This is a genomic window from Clostridium sp. UBA7503 (assembly GCF_002477055.1).
In the GTDB taxonomy this organism is placed as follows: Bacteria; Bacillota; Clostridia; order Clostridiales; family Clostridiaceae; genus Clostridium_J; species Clostridium_J sulfidigenes.
The window spans coordinates 48,377-67,644 of record NZ_DLNT01000018.1; the positions used below are offsets into that span (position 1 = coordinate 48,377).

Genomic DNA, 19,268 nt, shown 5'->3' on the forward strand with positions numbered 1-19,268 from the left:
AAATGTCAAAGTATTTAGATAGATATGAAGATTTTAATGAAATAAGAAATATGAAAATAAATGAATTGGAAGAATTTGCAGAAGAAATACGTCAATTTCTGATCACTCAAGTTTCTAAGACTGGAGGACACTTATCATCTAATTTAGGTGTAGTTGAATTGACTATGAGTTTATTTAACGTATTTGATTTTGACAAGGATAAGATAATTTGGGATGTAGGGCATCAATCTTATGTTCATAAAATATTAACAGGACGTAAAGAAAAATTTGATACTCTTAGACAATATAAAGGTCTTAGTGGATTTCCCAAAACAGAAGAAAGTAAGTATGATATGTTCAATACAGGACATAGTAGTACATCTATATCTNNGAAACATGATGTAGTAGCTGTAATTGGAGATGGAGCTCTTACTGGCGGAATGGCTATGGAGGCCTTAAATGATATAGGATATAATAAAACTAAGATGATAGTAGTATTAAATGATAATCAAATGTCTATTTCACCAAATGTTGGAGGAATATCCACATATCTAAATGATTTAAGGATGGGAAATGCTTATAATAGAGTTAAAAGTGATGTAAATGCTACTTTGGAGAAGATACCAAAGGTAGGAAAAAGCATGATTAATTCTATAAATAAGATGAAGGATTCTGTAAAGCAACTTATGGTTCCTGGAATGCTTTTTGAAAATATGGGATTAAAATATTATGGACCAATAGATGGCCATGATATTAAAGAAATGAGTAAGGTACTAAAAAAAGCTCAACAGGTAGAAGGTCCAGTAATTATTCATGTAATAACTAAAAAGGGTAAAGGCTATGAGTATGCAGAGGAGTTCCCAGATAAATTTCATGGAGTAGGACCTTTTAATTGTGAAAATGGACAGCAACCTTCAAAGGCTAGCAAATCCTATTCAGAAATTTTTGGTGATACTATGGTAAAATTGGGAGAAAAAAACAGAAAATTAGTAGCTATAACTGCAGCTATGCCAGAGGGAACAGGACTTGAGGGATTTTCTAAGGAATTTCCAAAGAGATTTTTTGACGTAGGTATAGCAGAGCAACATGCGGTAACCATGGCAGCAGGTATGGCATCACAAGGATTAAAGCCTGTATTTGCAGTGTATTCTACTTTTCTTCAAAGAGCTTATGATCAAGTTATTCATGATGTAGCAATACAAAAATTGCCGGTGGTAATTGCTATAGATAGAGCGGGTATTGTAGGTCAAGATGGAGAAACTCACCAAGGGGTATTTGATCTGTCTTACTTAACTCACATACCGGATATGACAATAATGAGCCCTAAATGTACTGAGGAGTTAAGGTATATGCTACAGTTTGCAGTTACACAAAACTATCCTATAGCTATAAGATATCCAAGGGGCGGAGACTTATCTAGTATTAAACTTTCACCTATGACTTTCTTTAGAAAAGGTAAGTGGGAAGTTTTGGGTAATAAATCTGGAAAAGTGGCAATAATAGCAGTAGGTAAAATGGTTCAAAATGTAATTATTGCTAAAGAATTGTTAAAGAAGAAAAACATAGATTGTACTGTAGTAAATAGCTGTTTTGTAAAACCTATAGACAGTGAATTGATAAAAGAACTAGTACAGTCAGGATATGATTTAGTTACCGTAGAAGATAATATGATATCTGGTGGTCTTGGAAGTGAGGTATTAGAGTATTTAAATAGGGAAGGATTACTTAAGAATAATATTTTAACATTAGGACTTAAGGATAAATTTATACAGCATGGTGATGTTAATATATTATATAATCTTAACAAATTAGACCCAGAAGGAATTTGTAGTAGTGTAGAGGAATTTTTAACTAAGGAGTAAGCATGTTAAAGGAAAGAGTTAGATTAGATTTATTAGTAGTAAAAAAGCAATTAGCAATTTCTCGTGAAAAAGCTAGAGAATATATTTTATCTGGAAAAATATACGTCAATGGAAAAGAAGAAAGAAAATGCGGGCTAAAAGTTGAAGAAACTGCTGAAGTTGAAATGCGTGGGGAAGTAATTCCCTATGTAAGTAGAGGTGGAATTAAATTAGAAAAAGCCCTTAAAGATTTTAATATAAATCTTAAAGGGCTTAAATGTTTAGATATAGGATCATCTACTGGAGGGTTTACAGAATGTATGCTTACTAGTGGAGCCATTAAGGTATATGCAATAGATGTAGGTAAAGATCAATTGGCAGACAAACTTAAAGGGGATAAAAGAGTTGTTTCTATGGAAAGCACAAATGTAAGAAATCTTACAATGGAACAAATTGGTGAATACTGTGATTTTGCATCTATAGATGTATCTTTCATTTCATTAGACAAAGTAATACCTCATGTTATTCCACTTTTGAAGGAAGTGGGAGAAGTAGTAGCACTTATAAAACCTCAGTTTGAAGCTGGTAGAGGAAAAGTTTCTAAAAAAGGGGTAGTAAAGGATAGTAAAATCCATGAAGAGGTTATTTTAAATGTAGTAACTTTTTTGAAGGAAAATCACATTAATATATTAAATTTAACTTATTCAGGCATTAAGGGTCCTAATGGAAATATAGAATACCTGATTAATTTTACTAAAGATTTTAGTAGAATAGGAAATTTTAACAGCAACAGTATAGGAAATATTGTAAAAAATGCTCATGAAAAACTTATTGTGGAGGATATATGAAGAGTATAGGTATTAACATCAATTCATCTAAAGATAAGAAGAATACAATACTAAACTATGTTCATGATCTAATAAAGGAAGAATTTCCCAAAAGTGAATTACATATATTTAAAGATGCTGAGGGATTGGAGCTAGAAGAAAACAAAAAATTAGATTTGCTTGTTACCTTAGGTGGAGATGGGACTATCTTAAGAGCAGCAAGAAAAATATATAAGTATGGGGTACCGATTCTTGGAGTTAATATAGGACATTTAGGTTTTTTAACTAGTGTAGAACTAACAGAAGTTAGTGAAGCAATTAAAAAACTTAAAAATAATGAATTTAAAATCATGGAAAGAATGATGATAAAGGTTACTATTCCTAAAAAGGATGGTGGAAATGTCCATGTAGCTTTAAACGATATAGTTATAACCAAGGGGACTTTAAGCAGAATGTTGACTTATAATATATTTGTAGATGGAAGCTTTTATAGTAGCTATAAAGCTGATGGGTTAATAGTATCTACCCCTACAGGCTCTACAGCCTATTCTTTATCGGCAGGGGGTCCAATAATCTATCCAACTATGGAGCTAATAAGTTTAACTCCTATTTGTCCTATATCTAATGGAGTAAAGACGATTATTTTAGATCCTCATAATAAGATAAAAATAATATTAAATACTAATGAAGATAATGTATTCTTAACCTGTGATGGGCATTTAGAATTAGAATCAGATAAATACAATGAGATGATAATTGAAACAATTGAAGATAAGTGTAAGATTGTTCAATTTAAGGATTATGATTATTTTAAAATATTAAGAACAAAAATAATTTCAAGATCTATGGATTGTGAGGAGAAAATATATGAAAGAAAATCGCCATAGTATAATATTGGATATAATAAGAAATGAAGATATTGAAACTCAAGAAGATTTAGCTGATAGATTAAGAGCTAAAAATATAAATGTAACTCAGGCAACTGTATCTAGAGATATAAAGGAATTAAACTTAATTAAAACCTTATCTCATACAGGAAGATACAAGTATGCACAAGTAAATACAAGTAACAACTCAACTATTAGTGCATTGGCATATATATTTTCAAATACAGCTATATCTGTTGAAAAGGTAGATAAAATTTTGGTTGTTAGAACAATTACAGCATCAGCTCAAGTTGCAGCTGAAGCAATTGACTCTTTTAAATTAGAAGGAATTGCAGGAACAATAGCTGGAGATAATACTATTTTTATCTTGGTAAGGACTGACGAAAAAGCCGAGGAACTTAAATTAGAAATAGAAAAATTAATAAAGTAAATGAGGAATGGTATAAATGCTTTTACAACTTAATATTATGAACTTTGCTCTTATAGAAAAACTATCCATAGATTTTTCTAAGGGATTTAATGTTTTATCAGGAGAAACAGGAGCAGGTAAATCTATATTAATTGATGCTATTAGCTTTGTTCTTGGAGGTAAATTTAATAAGAACTTAATAAGGGTAGGAGAAGATAAAACTGTAGTAGAAGCAGTTTTTTCTATTGAAAATCAAAGAACTAGGGCTATTTTAGAAGAATTAGATATAAGTGATGAGGGAATAGTAATACTCAGTAGGGAAAGCTTTCACTCAGGGAAAACCATAGCAAAAGTAAATAATAAAACCTTATTGCTATCTAAGATAAAGCAGGTTAGTGAAACCTTAATTGATATTCATGGTCAACATGAAAACCAAAATTTATTAGATAGTTCAAAGCACATAAATTATGTAGACTCATTTGGACAAGAGTTATTGGTGAATAAACTTGAAGAATATGATAAATTTTATTTAAAGTATGGTGAAGTCGAAAAAAAAATAAATAGACTTCAAGGAAATGATGGAGAAAGAGAGAAAAAAATAGATTTTCTAAAGTTTCAAATAGATGAAATTAACAGTATAAAACCTAAGATATGTGAAGATGAAGAATTATCAAAGAAATTTAATATGTTATCTAATGGAGAAAAAATCAAAAAGGCTTTAGAAAAAAGTTATATGCTACTTAAAGCGAATGATGAAAGTAGGATTTCTATTATAGATTCCTTAATGCATGTTATTAGAGAACTTAAATATATTGAAGCTCATCATGAAGAAGTTAAATCCATAGTAGATTCTCTGGAGGAATCATATTACTTGTTAGAGGATAATACTAGAACCCTTAGTGACTTGAAGGATAATACAGACTATGATATAGGTGAATTGGAATTTATAAATTCTAGAATGTATCAATTATCTGTTTGTAAAAAGAAATATGGACCTACTTTAGAAGATGTACTAGTGTATAAAAATAATATAGAAGAACAATATTTCGAATTAATAAACAGTGGAGAAATTATAGAAGAACTGTTAAAACAAAAGAAGAAGTTATATGAGAAATTAGAAGGAATAGCACAGGAATTGCATAATTTAAGGTTAGAAATAAGTGAAGTACTAGAAAAAGAAATAAAAAAAGAATTAGATTATGTAGGTCTTGAAAAAAGTAGATTTAAAATAGAGGTAGAATATACAGAGAATCTTAATTCTAAAGGTAGAGACAAGATACAGTTCAATATTTCTACTAACCCTGGACAGCCATTACAGCCTTTAGAAGAAGTGGTTTCAGGTGGAGAATTATCAAGGATTATGCTAGCACTTAAAACTGTGTTTGTAGATAAAGACCAAATTCCATCTGTAATATTTGATGAGGTGGATACTGGAATAAGTGGTAGAATAGCTCAAAGAGTAGGAGAAAAAATGGTGCTTATTTCTGAAGCGCATCAAGTATTTTGTATAACTCATTTACCTCAAATTGCGGCACTAGCAGATGTAAATTATTTAATTGAAAAAAACAGCGATGAAGTAAATACGTTTACAAGGGTTGAGAAGCTAAAGGATGATGAAGTGGAACAAGAAGTAGCTAGAATAATTGGTGGTAGCGAAGTTACGGCTATAACTATTGAAAATGCACGAGAGATGATTTCAAAAGCAAAAGAAATAAAAGATTATTTAAGACGATAAACAGCATGTCTTAGATTTTATTATAAATTTTAAAAAATTAAAATTAAAATGTGAATATATACTATAAAAATGTTTAACACTATAAACTAAGTATAACTTTAGTTTATAGTGTTTTATTTTCATGTTCTAAAAAATTCAATTAGGAAATCTTTTTGGGTTTAAAAGAAAAAGAACTCTAACATAAAAATTTCTCATAGGGGAAAATTAAAGTTAAACATTCTTTACAGGAGGTAAAGCATTATGAAAAAATTTAGTAATATTTTATTCTTGATATTTACTACAACCTTCATACTAATATCTATAAATTGCTATACTGATATAGTTAATAGATATTTTAATGAAGCAGTGCCATCAATAAATAATTATTCAAGTGCTATGGATTATAAATTAAATTTTTCAGAAGCTCCTAGTCTAAAAAAGGTTAATTATGCTAAAACCTCCGACATAATGGTTTATCCAGGAGGAAAACCTTTAGGAATTAAAATTAATACAAAAGGAGCCCTTGTTATTGCTTTGTCAGATATTGAAGTAGATGGTAATAAGGTTCAAAGCCCAGCTGCTATTTCTGGAATAGCTATAGGAGATAGCATTGTAAAAATTAATAATGAAGAAATAAAAAGTGCCGAAGATATAGCTACTTATGTAAATAGAGCCAAAGGAGAACAGGTAAAGATTACAGTAAATAGAAAAGGCGAAGAAATGAATTTTGTAGTTAATCCAGTGGTCAGTAAGAAGGATGAAAACTATAAAATTGGATTATGGGTTAGGGATTCTGTGGCAGGTGTGGGAACTTTAACATTTTATCATAAAGAAAGTGGGAAGTTTGGAGCGCTGGGACATCCTATAACAGATATGGATACCAACACTATTATGAGTGTTGGGAAAGGTGAAATTGTAGATTCTAATATAGTGTCAGTAAGGAAAGGAGCTAAAGGTAGTCCAGGTGAACTTAGGGGTATTTTTACAGATAGTAATAAGACATTAGGAATAATTAGATTAAATACCTCTGTCGGAGTATTTGGAGAAGGTAATGATAATTTAATATGCAATAATTATAATAAGCCTATGAAAGTAGGATTTAAAGATGAAGTCAAGGTAGGAAAAGCACAAATTCTTACAACTATAGATGGAGAAGAGCCTGAATTATTTGACATAGTAATAGAAAAATTATTAAATCAACAAGAACCAAATGGTAAAAGTATGATAATAAAAGTTACAGATCCATTGTGTATACAGAAAACAGGTGGAATTATTCAAGGGATGAGTGGAAGTCCAATAATTCAAAATAACAAAATAGTAGGTGCAGTAACCCATGTTCTTGTCAATAAGCCTGATACAGGATATGGAATATATATGGATTGGATGATAAATGAAGCAAACATTAGGAAATAAATAAATATTATCAATTACACTTAAAAAATACAAAACATTATATAATAATCATAAATAATTAAATAAAAACAATCTATTTATATAAAATTATAATAGGTTGTTTTTATTTGACTCAAAATGATGTTATAATATAAGAAAAGGTTGAATTTTAAAAAAATTTATTTTTTTTTTAGGTAGTAGAAGGAGTTTTATTACTTTTGTCGAAATTATATATCTATGATATGGTAAAAATTACAAAAAGGGGAGTTGTGGAATGGAGCAAAGAAGCATTAATGTGCTAATTGCAGATGATAATAAGGAGTTTTGCAATATTTTAAGTGATTATTTTTTAAGTCAAAAGGACATCAACGTAGTTGGTATAGCAAAAGATGGAGTAGAGGTTTTAGAACTTATTGAACAAACTAACCCTGATTTAGTAGTTCTAGACATTATAATGCCTCATTTAGATGGATTAGGAGTTCTTGAGAGATTAAATACAATGAATTTAAATCCAATGCCTAGAATAATTATATTATCAGCAGTAGGTCAAGACAAAATAACTCAAAGAGCTATATCTTTAGGAGCTGATTATTATGTAGTTAAGCCTTTTGATATGGACGTATTATCTAATAGAATAAGAGATATGTTTAATAATTCAATTTCAAGTGATACAGTTAGAAAAACACCAGTTAATAATACAACTAGTTCTTCATCATTAATGATGGATGTTAAACCTAAATCAAATAGTGGATCTATGGATTTAGAATCAGAAATTACTAATATCATTCATGAAATTGGTGTACCAGCTCATATTAAGGGGTATATGTATTTAAGAGAAGCTATAACTTTAGTGGTAAATGATATAGAATTATTGTCAGCAGTAACTAAAGAACTATATCCAGCAATAGCTAAAAAATACAATACTACTGCAAGTAGAGTAGAAAGAGCTATAAGACATGCTATAGAAGTTGCGTGGGGTAGAGGACAGGTTGATACTATTAATAAATTATTTGGATACACTATTCATAATGAAAAGGGTAAACCAACTAATTCAGAGTTCATTGCAATGGTAGCGGACAAGCTAAGACTTAAAAATAAAGTGTGCTAGAAGTTTGAGATTATTAGAATTATAGTAAAATTTAAGTCGATTAATTATCAAAATCAAGGCAACAAATAGTTTTTTACACCAAAAAATATAAAATTATAAGTTATAGGCATCTTTCAATTTGAGAAAATTGAAGGTGTCTATTTTATGTATGATAGGTTATTATATATTACGAGGAGTGGTGATGATGAAACTTTTTGAGAAAACTATTAGTGAAGAATATAAATTTAAAGGAACAGTAATAAATTTGAAAGTGCAGCAAGTGGAACTTCCTAATGGAAAAGTGGGAAAAAGAGAACTTATAGAACATCCAGGAGCAGTTGGGATAGTAGCTTATTTGAATTCACATACTATACTTATTGTGGAACAATTTAGAAAAGCATTAGATAGAACAATTTTAGAAATACCAGCTGGGAAAATAGAAAAGGGAGAAGATATTAAACTATGTGGTATTAGAGAATTGGAAGAAGAAACTGGATATAAGGCTAAAAAATTTCAGTTCTTAGGTAAAATAGCTACAGCACCTGGATTTTCAGATGAATATATATATTTATATAAGGCTACTGAGTTATATAAAGGTGAAGTTAATAGAGATGATGACGAATTTATAAATGTAAAATCATATAGTATAGATAAAATTAAAGAAATGGTTAAAAGTGGAGAAGTTATAGACGGAAAGACTATTGCAGCTTTAGCATACTTGTAAAAGTTAAATAAAATGGAATATTATCCTTAGGTTAGGCATAAATATAAATTAATTCTTAAATAAACTAAGGGGGAATATGTATGACATTAAGAAGCGTAATAGATAGTTTTAATAAACATTTTTATGAAAATATTTGGATGTATTTATTAACGATATTATTTATGGCCACTGGGATGATTTTAGGTCTCTACTGTGTTAAATATATGGGGGATGTGGACAAGAGTACCTTAATTAACTATATAACTGCTTTTGGCTCATCATCGACCTTAGATGGATTATCTAATAAAGAAATATTAATGGGTACTTTAAAAAATAATATACCCATTATAATTGGATTCTGGTTCTTAGGATTAACGGTAGTAGGACTTCCAATAATTATTTTACTTAGTATTTACAAAGGATTTTCTTTAGGATTTACTTTTAGTTTTTTTATATATGGATTAAAAGAAAAAGGATTACTCTTATCACTTTTAGGTGTTTTACCACAAAACCTTATATATATACCATGTTTAATATTTTTATCAGTACTATCTATTGAATTTTCTATAGGTATAGTAAAAGAAAAATTTGCAAAGAAATATTCACCTAATACTGGTTCAGTAAGAAATTACACTATGATGTTTTTAATTGTTACAGGAATTATGTTTATTGGGTTTTTATTTGAGTCTTTTATAACACCTATACTTATAAATTTTGCACTAAAGGGGTTAGGGGCATAAAAGTATGAAAGACGACATTAAAAAGTTCTTAATTTTATATGCAGAGTGCTTTATAATTATATTTGTTATGGGGGGAGTATTGCCTAATATATTAGATTATGTACTGAGTTATTTTTATAAACCTGGAATTTATGAAAATAGTATTTTAGTGGGCAATGAACTAATAAAACCTTTAGAAATATTATATAACTATATTTATATATTTAATTCCATATTAAGATAAAGAAAAAATATAGATAAAAAAATTTAACTAATAAATTGACATATTTAAATAATAATGTACTATTATATTATGTGCCATTGCTAAAAAAGATGTAAGTTTAGCAGTGACACATAATTTATTTTATTTAGTTATATATTTTGAAACAACTGTGGTAAAATATAATATATCAGTGATTAAGAAGAAAGGAAGTATATCATGGATAGAAAAGTAGTTTTAGTTGTGCTTGATAGTGTTGGTATTGGAGAACTTCCAGATGCAGAGCTTTATGGAGATAAAGGTAGTAATACTTTAGGTAATATAGCAAAACATGTTAAAGGTTTTTCTATTCCAAACTTAGAAGCTTTAGGAATTGGTTCAATAGAAGGCGTGGAAAACCTTATTAAGTGTGAAAATCCAGAAGGAATTTATGGAAGATGTAGTGAACTTTCAAAAGGAAAGGATACAATTACAGGACATTGGGAAATGGCAGGAGTAATTTTAGAAACACCTCTTCAAACTTATCCTAATGGTTTTCCAAGAGAAATTATGGATGAATTTGAAGCTAAGATAGGAAGAAAGACTTTAGGAAATGTAGTTGCTTCTGGTACAGCTATCATTGAGGAATTAGGGGAAGAACATATAAGAACTGGATACCCTATAATTTACACTTCAGCAGATAGTGTATTTCAAATTGCAGCTAACGAAGATGTAATACCTTTAGAAGAATTATATAATATGTGCAAAGTTGCAAGAGAAATGTTAGTTGGAGATAAGATGGTAGGTAGAGTAATTGCCAGACCCTTTAAAGGTATGAAAAAAGGTGAATTTGTAAGAACAGCTAATAGACATGATTATGCGCTAGAGCCTTTTAATAAGACTGCTCTTGAGTATGTTAGTGAAGCTGGCTTATCTATGGCAGCTGTAGGTAAAATTAAAGATATATTTACAGGAAAAGGTGTTACAGAATCTGTATCTATAAAGGACAATATGGATGGAGTTGATAAGACTTTACAAATGATGAAGTCTCATTCTAATGGATTCATATTTACAAACTTAGTAGATTTTGATATGAAATTTGGACATAGAAATGATGTAGAAGGATATGCTAAGGCTTTAGAAGAATTCGATGATAGATTACCAGAAATTAAGGAAGCTTTAAGAGATAATGATGTATTAATCATTACTGCAGATCATGGATGTGATCCAACGACAGAAGGCACAGATCATTCAAGAGAATATGTGCCTGTACTTGTATATGGAAGAAATCTTAAGGAAGATATAAATCTTGGAACTAGAAATGGATTCTGCGATATAGGTAAAACTGTATTAGATTTACTTGACATTGAAAATGATTTAGTAGGAAAAAGCTTTAAAGATTTAATTGTATAGCTAGTAATCTAGGACTAAAAGAGTTTTAGATAGTATAAAAATATAAAGGTAATAAAAATTTTAATACACAAATTACAATATATAAATTACTTAAAGGTAATAATATATTGTAATTTGTTGTTAATATTATTTATTTAACTAACTAGTCAAACAAATAATGTTAAGATAAATTAATAAACTGATAACATAGAGTATAACTAAATAAAATTATATAACTGTGAAGAAGAGGAGAAATTATAATGGATATTAAATTAATTAATGAGAGTGTAGAATATATAAAGGCTAAGTTAAGCTTCCAGCCAGAAATAGGTATTATCCTAGGATCTGGTCTTGGTGATATGGCTGATAAGGTTGAAGATAGAGTGGTAGTAAAGTATTCAGAAGTACCTAATCTTCCGGTATCTACAGTACAAGGTCATGCAGGACAATTTGTATGCGGAACTTTAGATGGTAAAAAGGTTATCATGATGCAAGGTAGATTTCATTATTATGAAGGCCATCCTATGAGTGTATTAGCACTTCCAATCCATATTATGAAATACTTGGGTGTTAAGTCCTTAATAGTAACTAATGCCTGTGGTGGTGTTAATACTAGCTTTGTACCAGGTGATTTAATGATGATTACAGATCATATAAACTTTGCAGGTACAAATCCACTTATAGGTAAAAATGAAGAAGAAATAGGAGCAAGATTCCCAGATATGTCTACAGCTTATGATAGAGAATATTTAAAACTAGCAAAAGAAGTTGGAGCATCTCTTAATATAGAATTAAAAGAAGGAGTTTATATGATGTTTACAGGTCCAGTATATGAAACTCCAGCAGAGGTAAGAATGGCAAGAATACTAGGTGCTGATGCAGTTGGAATGTCAACAGTTCCTGAAGTTATTGCAGCTAATCATTGTGGTCTTAGAATACTAGGAATTTCATGCATAACTAACATGGCAGCTGGAATCTTAGACCAACCATTAAATCATGAAGAAGTAATAGAAACTTCTGCTAAAGTAAAATCAAAATTTGTTTCTTTAGTGAAAGGAATAGTTAGAGAATTATAATAGTGGGCCATTTACAAACAAAATTAAATATAAAGGTATAGAGCGGGGTGTATTTTATGAGAATGTATGATTTGATTCTAAAAAAGAGGAATGATAGAGAGCTTTCTACAGAGGAAATAAATTATTTTGTAGAGAGCTATACAAAGGGAGAAATTCCAGATTATCAAGTATCAGCTCTTTTAATGGCTATATATTTTCAAAAGATGAATAAGAGAGAAACTTCAGACTTAACAATGGCAATGGTACATTCTGGAGATATGTTAGACTTAAGTCAAATTCAAGGAGTTAAGGTAGATAAGCATAGCACAGGTGGAGTAGGGGATACTACAACTTTGGTGCTTACACCTATGGTAGCAGCATTGGGAATACCAGTGGCTAAGATGTCAGGTAGAGGTCTAGGACATACGGGAGGAACCATAGATAAGTTAGAAGCTTTCAAAGGTTTTTCAGTGGAGATGCCAACAGAAAAATTCATTAATAATGTTAATACTATTAAAATTGCTGTGGGAGGCCAGACTGGAGACTTAGCACCAGCTGATAAGAAGTTATATGCCTTAAGAGATGTTACAGCAACCGTTGATAATGTTTCTTTAATTGCTTCTAGCATTATGAGCAAGAAAATAGCTTCAGGAGCTGATGCTATAGTTTTAGATGTTAAGGTTGGAGACGGAGCTTTCATGAAAAACACAGAATCTGCTAAGGAATTGGCTACAGAAATGGTTTCTATAGGAAAACATATTGGGCGTAATACTATGGCAGTAATTTCTGATATGGACCAACCATTAGGCTTAGCTATAGGTAATGCTTTAGAAGTAGAAGAAGCCATAAATACATTAAAGGGAAATGGTCCTGAGGACTTATTAAAGCTTTCTTTAGTTTTAGGAAGTCGTATGGTAATGTTAGCAGGAAAAGCAAGTACTGCTGAGGAAGCTGAAGCTATGTTAAAAGAGACTATAACTTCAGGATCAGCCATAGGAAAGCTTAAAGAATTTGTTAAAGCTCAAGGTGGAGATATAGACTGTATCGATAATACAAATTTATTACCTAAAGCTAAGTATGTAGTACCGGTAATTGCAGAAAATAGAGGAGTGGTTAAAAAAATCCATGCTGAAAACTTAGGAATAGTTGCAATGGAGCTTGGAGCAGGAAGAGCCACTAAAGAAAGTAAAATAGATTTAGCCGTGGGAATAGTTTTAAATAAAAAACGTGGTGATAAAGTAGAAAAGGGTGACACCATAGCATATATTCATAGTAATAATGAAAGTCTCATTGAAAAAGCTAATCAGGGTATCTTAAAAAACTATGAAATAGTTGAAGGCTATAAAAATGATATACCACTAATCCATGAAGTAATTAGTTAGTATATATTAATATAAAATGAAGCTATATAAAANNTTTTATATAGCTTCATTTTATTTTTAAAGTAATATATGCACCTTGAGGATATAAATTCTATATTAGGGAACTCTAAATAGGAAGAAACTTTAGAAAATAAAATTTCTAAATTTCTAGGATAATTTTTAAGATTGAGGTAAAAATAACCTCATAATAATTGTTTTGGAGGTCGGTTATGAAAAAGAATAAATTTGTTTTAACTTTATTATTATCCGTACTACTTTCATTGCAGGCTATAATCCTTCCAACAGCCTTTGCTGATGATGAAATAAAAAATGAGCCTGCAGATAATGTAATAGGGTTTGAGCCACAGGCAAAATCTGTAATACTATTAGAGCCTAATTCAGGTAAAACTATTTATGAAAAAAATGCAGATGAACAGTTTGCACCTGCTTCGGTTACAAAGATAATGACTATGCTACTTGCTATGGAAGCTTTAGATGATGGAAGAATAACTCTTCAAGATAAAATAGTTTGTAGTGAAAAGGTTAAATCCATGGGCGGTAGTAGTATGATATTGGACACTGGAGAAGTAAGAACTGTGGAAGAAATTCTAAAAGGTATAGCTATAGCATCAGGAAATGATGCAGCAGTGGCAATGGCAGAATTTTTAGAAGGCAGTGAAGAAGCTTTTGCAGTAAAAATGAATGAAAGAGCTAAAGAACTTGGAATGACTAATACTCACTTTGAAAATGCTACAGGTCTTAGTGCTTCAGGACATTTAAGTACTGCTAGAGATATTTCCATAATGTCTAGAGAGCTTTTAAAGCACCCAATCATATTAAAATATTCATCTATATATATGGAAACTATATCAGAAGGTAGAAAAACACCAATTGAATTAGTTAATCATAATAAGTTGGTGAGATTTTACAAAGGATGTGATGGTCTAAAAACAGGATTTACACAAGAAGCTATGTATTGTATATCTGCTACATCAACTAGAGACAATGTAAGGATGCTTGCAGTAATAATGGGAGCACCTACATATAAACAAAGAAATGCAGATGCAAGTAAGCTTATGGATTTTGGATTTTCTAAATACCAAAGTAAAACTATAGTAGCTAAAGATGTAGATGTGCAACAAATACCATTAAATAAAAAAGGGGATTCTTTCTTTATAGCAAAAGCAAAAGATGATTTAAAAGTAACCGTAGAAAAAGGCACTGAGGAAGAATTAACAAAGAAAGTAAATATTAATCCTGAACTGAAAAAAATAAATGCTGGTGATGTTGTTGGCTATTGTGAAGTTTATAATGGAGATGAATTATTAGGAAAAGTAGAATTATATAGTGATAGAGAAGTGAAACAATCTCAGTTCTTTAAAAATGTTAAAGATATATTTTCCAATATATTTGATCATTCAATATAAGTATATTTAATTTTTAAATATTAATAATATAGAATAAAAAATAAATATCTGTAAAAAATATATATAAAGGTTAATTTAAAATTCAGTTTAATGCTATAGTTATCAGTTACAATATACAACCCCAAATGTATAATGCTGATATAAAAAATCACTCTAAGATTTTTAGGGTGATTTTTTATTTTTAAATGAACTGCTGTAATTTTTGATTTCAAAATAATAATTGTCATAATTGAAAGATATCATTTTTACTATTGTAAATTTAACTAAATTTAGAGTATAATTTAAAATGAGTGTTTTCATGCTAAAATATATATTGAAGTTTTTAGTATACAGATAAATTTGTTGTAAGGAAGGTGAAATCATGGCATTAACAATTAAAACTTCAAACTTTGAGGGGCCCTTTGACCTTTTATTACACTTAATAAAAAAGAACCAAATGGATATATATAATATAAGTATTTTAGATATAACAAATCAATATATAGGATATCTAAATGAAATGAAGGAATTGGATTTAGATATTGCCTCAGAATTTATTGTTATGGCTACTACATTAATTGAATTAAAATCTAAGGTATTACTTCCTAAAAATAAGGAACCAGAGATTGAAGAGGTTGATGATACACAAGAGCTTATAGATAAATTAGTTCAATATAAGAAATTTAAAAATATAGCTGAATTTCTGGGCAAGAGACAAATAAATACAGGCATTATATTTACTAAAAGGCCTGAAATAATTGAAGATACCAGGGAAAAAAAGCAAGATGCCAAAGAGCTACTTAAGGGCATAACTATGATGGATTTATATAATATGTATATTGAACTTATGGAAATATATAAAAATAAGATGAATGAAACCTTTAACATAGAAGACAGAGTACAGGTTGAGTTATTTAAAATAGAAGATAAGATGAATTACTTAAAAGAAGTTTTATTGCATAGTAAAAATACTGCCTTCACTAGTATAATAAAGGAGAGCAAAAGTAAAACGGAAATCATTGTAACCTTCTTAGCCTTGTTAGAGTTAATAAAGCTGAAGGATGTACGAGTAGTTCAACATGGCAACTTTGGTGAAATATATTTAGAAGGAGTGATGGGGGATGAATGAACATACTAATTTAAATCATGAAGATGCAGAAGTTAATGATAAAATTTTAAGTAGAGTAAATAAAGAAGATGGAAGTATAGATATTGATCCTAGAAATAAAATTGAAGAGGTTCTTCAAGAATCAGAACATCAGTTAAATTATCTTATAGACGAGTCTAAATATGAAAGATATTTTTCTATAATAGAGTCTTTATTATATGTAACTGGAGACCCATTGGAAGTAGACACTATAGCAAGTATTTTAGAATGTTCAGTAGAATTTGCTACAGAACTTTTAAAGGTTTTAGAAAAGGTATATGAAAGAGATGAGTCTAGGGGAGTAAAACTAATATGTATCAATAAGGCCTATCAACTTGGTACAAAACCTATAAATAGTGATTATCTTCAAATGCTGTTAAAGACAAATATTAGACAATCCTTATCTAGAGCTTCTCTTGAAACCCTGTCTATAATTGCTTATAAACAACCAATAACTAGAATAGAGATTGAAGACATAAGAGGAGTTAAAAGTGATAGAGCTATTAGTACTTTAGTAGAAAAAGGACTAATAAAGGAATCAGGAAAGAAAAGTGTTATAGGAAGACCAAATCTTTATGCTACTACTGACGAATTTTTAAAGCATTTTGATTTTACATCTTTAGGCGAATTACCATCTTTAGATAATTTTATTGAAGATGAAGAGCTAGTAGAATTAGAGGAAAAGGATATTGAAGAAAAGAAATTCTAATAATAAAATAAATATATTTTACTATTACACATAATATTATGGCTATATTTAAAATAAAAACTAAATCTTAAATAAATATTGAAGATGTACTTATAGTATTAAAGTACATCCTCAACATTAGAAAAAGATTAGTGAATTATTTTTAAATAGCCTTTTTTCTTAGAGTTAATCGCAAGGGTCACATGGGTTATAGACTTCAGAATAATTATCACCATTGACTTTATCTTTGTTAAATAGCCCAGAAATCATATCAATGGCTTGAGGCATTGCATCGATTATCTTATCGTATGGATTATACTCAGTCACGGAAAGAAATCTTATAGTATTTTTGTGTACTACTAAGAACCCCACTGGTTTTAAGGAGATTCCAGCACCAGATCCACCAGCAAAGGGATGCCTGTTAGAGGAATCTAAGTTAGTATCCTTAAATTCACTTCCACCTGAGGCAAAACCAAAGGATACCTTTGAAATTGGAATGATTGTGGTACCATCAGGTGCACTTACAGGATTACCAATAACTGTATCCACATCAATCATATTTTTAATATTTTCCATAGTTGACTTCATTAAATTTTCTATTGGATGACCGTCCATTTAAAATTCCTCCTTTAAATTCACTTTATCAAAGGAAGAAATTTTTCGTACTTTGATAAGGTGATAAAAAATTACAATAACCATGTATATAATTTTTGCTATATTTATAAAAATTATACTAGTACTTTCAAATTTAAAGAAATTTTCATTATATTTAATATTGATAGTAGGAGTAAAATTTTTAACTTTAAAAAATAGATTTAAAATTGTTGAAAAAAATGCTGTAATTTGATATAAAAAGCCGTAAATAATAGCGTTTATAGCAGCATCTTCTATAGAGTAGTCCATTTTAAATTTAGTGCGTATAGTAAATTTAAATTTAGAATTAATAAAGAGTTCTATTATTCCTTTTAAATCTTTAAGTTTCAATTTTGAAATTTTTTCTTCGTTAGGAGTTTTTACATAATCACTCCATTTGTTTTCATTTTTAGCCTTAGTTTTTTTAGTTTTTGATGGAATTATCACTTTATTATATATTTTTAAGGTAAAAATTTCATTAGCATATATAAGTGTTATTTTTATTGGAATAGGAAATAATAAGATCAGTGTAACTATGGCTAAAATCCATAAAAAATATTTCATTAGTATACTAAACCTCCATAGTTTTATATCTGCAATTCTATCCAACTATGATTTATATATTCATAGTATATAAAAAAATAAAACTATTTGAGAATAAGTCACAAATTTAAGTGGGGAGTGTAAAAGGATGAAAAGAAGAGTATGTTGTTTTCTATTAATATTTTTATTTACTATAGCGAGTATTCCTATAAAAAACGTAGATGCAGCTCCAATAAGAGTAGATGCAGTATCTGCAATAGCTATAGATTCAGCTACTGGAACTATTTTATTTGATCAAAATGCCCATAAAGTTATACCTATGGCAAGTACAACAAAAATAATAACTGCTCTGGTTACTTTACAGTATGGAGATATAGATAGAGTTGTGGAAATATCTAAAAATGCAGCATCTATAAGAGGCTCTAAAGTAGGATATAAGGCTGGAGATAAGGTAACCATAAGAGAACTTTTATATGGTCTTATGCTTAAGTCAGGTAACGACTGTGCTATTGCTATTGCAGAAGGAACTAGTGGAACTGTAGAAAAGTTCTGTGAAGTCATGAATGAATTTGCAGTATCTATAGGCTTATTAGATAGTCATTTTGAATCACCTCATGGTCTAGATAGTAACTCCCATTATTCTTCAGCATATGATTTAGCTATAGCAACTAAAAAAGCTAAGGAGATTGAAGAATTTAATAAAATTGTATCTACTAAATTAATCACGGGAGAAGAAGGAATAGAATTTACAAAACAATTTAATAATATAAACAAACTTTTATATTCAGAGCCTAATTGTACTGGAGTTAAGACTGGATATACAGGACAGGCTGGAAAATGTCTTGTTAGTTCCTTTAAACTAGATAAAAATGAAATAATTGTAGTAACATTAAATTGTGTTCCAAGATGGAAAGAAAGTCAGAGAATTTATGAATATGTAAAAGATAATTATGAGTATAAAAAGATTATCGAAGCTGGTGAAATTATAGGAGATATAAAAGTTAAGGGAAAAGAAAATGGAATACCATTAGTTGCTGAAGAAGATTTAATGTTCCCTGTTAGAAAGGAAGAAAAAATAGTCAAAGATATTGTTATACCTAATTATGAGTTAACTACACCAATTAGAACTACAGATGATATAGGAATACTTACTATAACCAATGAATTAAACTCTAAATATGCAATAACCCTTCATCCCAAAGAAGATATTGAAAAAATTGGAATATGGGATTACATTAAATACATGATGAATAAAGATGAATAGAATAAATAATATTAACCAAGGT

19 protein-coding genes are annotated in these 19,268 nt (G+C 29.4%); 17 read left to right on the forward strand and 2 right to left on the reverse strand.

The features are described 5' to 3' along the window. Positions 1-2 precede the first annotated feature (2 nt). The 16 genes from dxs to scpB all read left to right on the forward strand — a co-directional run bounded on the left by dxs (position 3) and on the right by scpB (position 16,827). The gene (dxs, locus tag B3630_RS04990; RefSeq protein WP_346896057.1) at positions 3-1,841 is read left to right on the forward strand and encodes a 1-deoxy-D-xylulose-5-phosphate synthase; all 1,839 of its coding nucleotides are present in this window, start codon (positions 3-5) and stop codon (positions 1,839-1,841) included. A 2-nt stretch (positions 1,842-1,843) separates the two neighbouring features. Next, positions 1,844-2,668 (forward strand): TlyA family RNA methyltransferase, encoded by an 825-nt coding sequence (locus tag B3630_RS04995; protein ID WP_346896059.1) that lies wholly within the window; start codon positions 1,844-1,846, stop codon positions 2,666-2,668. Next, positions 2,665-3,534, forward strand: a complete 870-nt coding sequence (locus B3630_RS05000) for an NAD(+)/NADH kinase (RefSeq protein WP_346896061.1) — start codon at positions 2,665-2,667, stop codon at positions 3,532-3,534. The genes B3630_RS04995 and B3630_RS05000 overlap by 4 nt, the downstream gene beginning before the upstream one ends. Continuing rightward, positions 3,515-3,964 (forward strand): arginine repressor, encoded by a 450-nt coding sequence (locus B3630_RS05005; protein ID WP_346896063.1) that lies wholly within the window; start codon positions 3,515-3,517, stop codon positions 3,962-3,964. The genes B3630_RS05000 and B3630_RS05005 overlap by 20 nt, the downstream gene beginning before the upstream one ends. A gap of 16 nt (positions 3,965-3,980) precedes the next feature. Then, a complete protein-coding gene (gene recN / locus B3630_RS05010) occupies positions 3,981-5,678 on the forward strand; it encodes a DNA repair protein RecN (protein ID WP_346896065.1) in 1,698 nt (565 codons plus the stop codon). A 237-nt stretch (positions 5,679-5,915) separates the two neighbouring features. Beyond that, positions 5,916-7,070 (forward strand): SpoIVB peptidase, encoded by a 1,155-nt coding sequence (spoIVB, locus tag B3630_RS05015; protein ID WP_414632997.1) that lies wholly within the window; start codon positions 5,916-5,918, stop codon positions 7,068-7,070. Positions 7,071-7,323: 253 nt separating this feature from the next. Beyond that, complete coding sequence (gene spo0A, locus B3630_RS05020) at positions 7,324-8,157, forward strand: sporulation transcription factor Spo0A (protein WP_346896069.1); 834 nt, start codon at positions 7,324-7,326, stop codon at positions 8,155-8,157. A 184-nt stretch (positions 8,158-8,341) separates the two neighbouring features. Further along, positions 8,342-8,860, forward strand: a complete 519-nt coding sequence (locus B3630_RS05025) for an NUDIX hydrolase (protein ID WP_346896175.1) — start codon at positions 8,342-8,344, stop codon at positions 8,858-8,860. 80 nt (positions 8,861-8,940) lie between these two features. After that, positions 8,941-9,579: a stage II sporulation protein M gene (spoIIM, locus tag B3630_RS05030; RefSeq protein WP_346896071.1), complete on the forward strand. Its 639-nt coding sequence runs from the start codon at positions 8,941-8,943 to the stop codon at positions 9,577-9,579. Between the two features lie 4 nt (positions 9,580-9,583). After that, entirely contained in the window at positions 9,584-9,802 is a 219-nt protein-coding gene (locus B3630_RS05035) for a hypothetical protein (protein WP_346896073.1), read from the forward strand. A 195-nt stretch (positions 9,803-9,997) separates the two neighbouring features. Then, positions 9,998-11,170, forward strand: a complete 1,173-nt coding sequence (locus tag B3630_RS05040; RefSeq protein WP_346896075.1) for a phosphopentomutase — start codon at positions 9,998-10,000, stop codon at positions 11,168-11,170. A gap of 239 nt (positions 11,171-11,409) precedes the next feature. Further along, the gene (locus B3630_RS05045; RefSeq protein WP_346896077.1) at positions 11,410-12,225 is read left to right on the forward strand and encodes a purine-nucleoside phosphorylase; all 816 of its coding nucleotides are present in this window, start codon (positions 11,410-11,412) and stop codon (positions 12,223-12,225) included. A gap of 56 nt (positions 12,226-12,281) precedes the next feature. After that, a complete protein-coding gene (locus B3630_RS05050) occupies positions 12,282-13,586 on the forward strand; it encodes a pyrimidine-nucleoside phosphorylase (protein WP_346896079.1) in 1,305 nt (434 codons plus the stop codon). Between the two features lie 209 nt (positions 13,587-13,795). Next, positions 13,796-14,992 carry a D-alanyl-D-alanine carboxypeptidase family protein gene (locus B3630_RS05055; protein WP_346870791.1) on the forward strand — a complete coding sequence of 399 codons (1,197 nt, stop codon included), beginning with the start codon at positions 13,796-13,798 and terminating at the stop codon, positions 14,990-14,992. Positions 14,993-15,353: 361 nt separating this feature from the next. Then, positions 15,354-16,100: a segregation/condensation protein A gene (locus tag B3630_RS05060; protein WP_346896081.1), complete on the forward strand. Its 747-nt coding sequence runs from the start codon at positions 15,354-15,356 to the stop codon at positions 16,098-16,100. Continuing rightward, positions 16,093-16,827 (forward strand): SMC-Scp complex subunit ScpB, encoded by a 735-nt coding sequence (gene scpB, locus B3630_RS05065; protein WP_346870789.1) that lies wholly within the window; start codon positions 16,093-16,095, stop codon positions 16,825-16,827. The genes B3630_RS05060 and scpB overlap by 8 nt, the downstream gene beginning before the upstream one ends. Before the next feature lie 165 nt (positions 16,828-16,992). Here the strand turns inward: scpB and ytfJ are convergent, their stop codons facing one another. Both ytfJ and B3630_RS05075 read right to left on the reverse strand, forming a co-directional pair. Beyond that, on the reverse strand, positions 16,993-17,421 hold the full coding sequence (gene ytfJ, locus B3630_RS05070; protein ID WP_346870788.1) for a GerW family sporulation protein: 429 nt from the start codon (positions 17,419-17,421) through the stop codon (positions 16,993-16,995). After that, positions 17,422-18,003: a DUF2953 domain-containing protein gene (locus B3630_RS05075; protein WP_346896083.1), complete on the reverse strand. Its 582-nt coding sequence runs from the start codon at positions 18,001-18,003 to the stop codon at positions 17,422-17,424. A 127-nt stretch (positions 18,004-18,130) separates the two neighbouring features. On the opposite strand from B3630_RS05075, the gene B3630_RS05080 reads away from it, so the two are divergent. After that, positions 18,131-19,246: a D-alanyl-D-alanine carboxypeptidase family protein gene (locus tag B3630_RS05080; protein WP_346896085.1), complete on the forward strand. Its 1,116-nt coding sequence runs from the start codon at positions 18,131-18,133 to the stop codon at positions 19,244-19,246. The last annotated feature ends 22 nt before the right edge of the window (positions 19,247-19,268 follow it).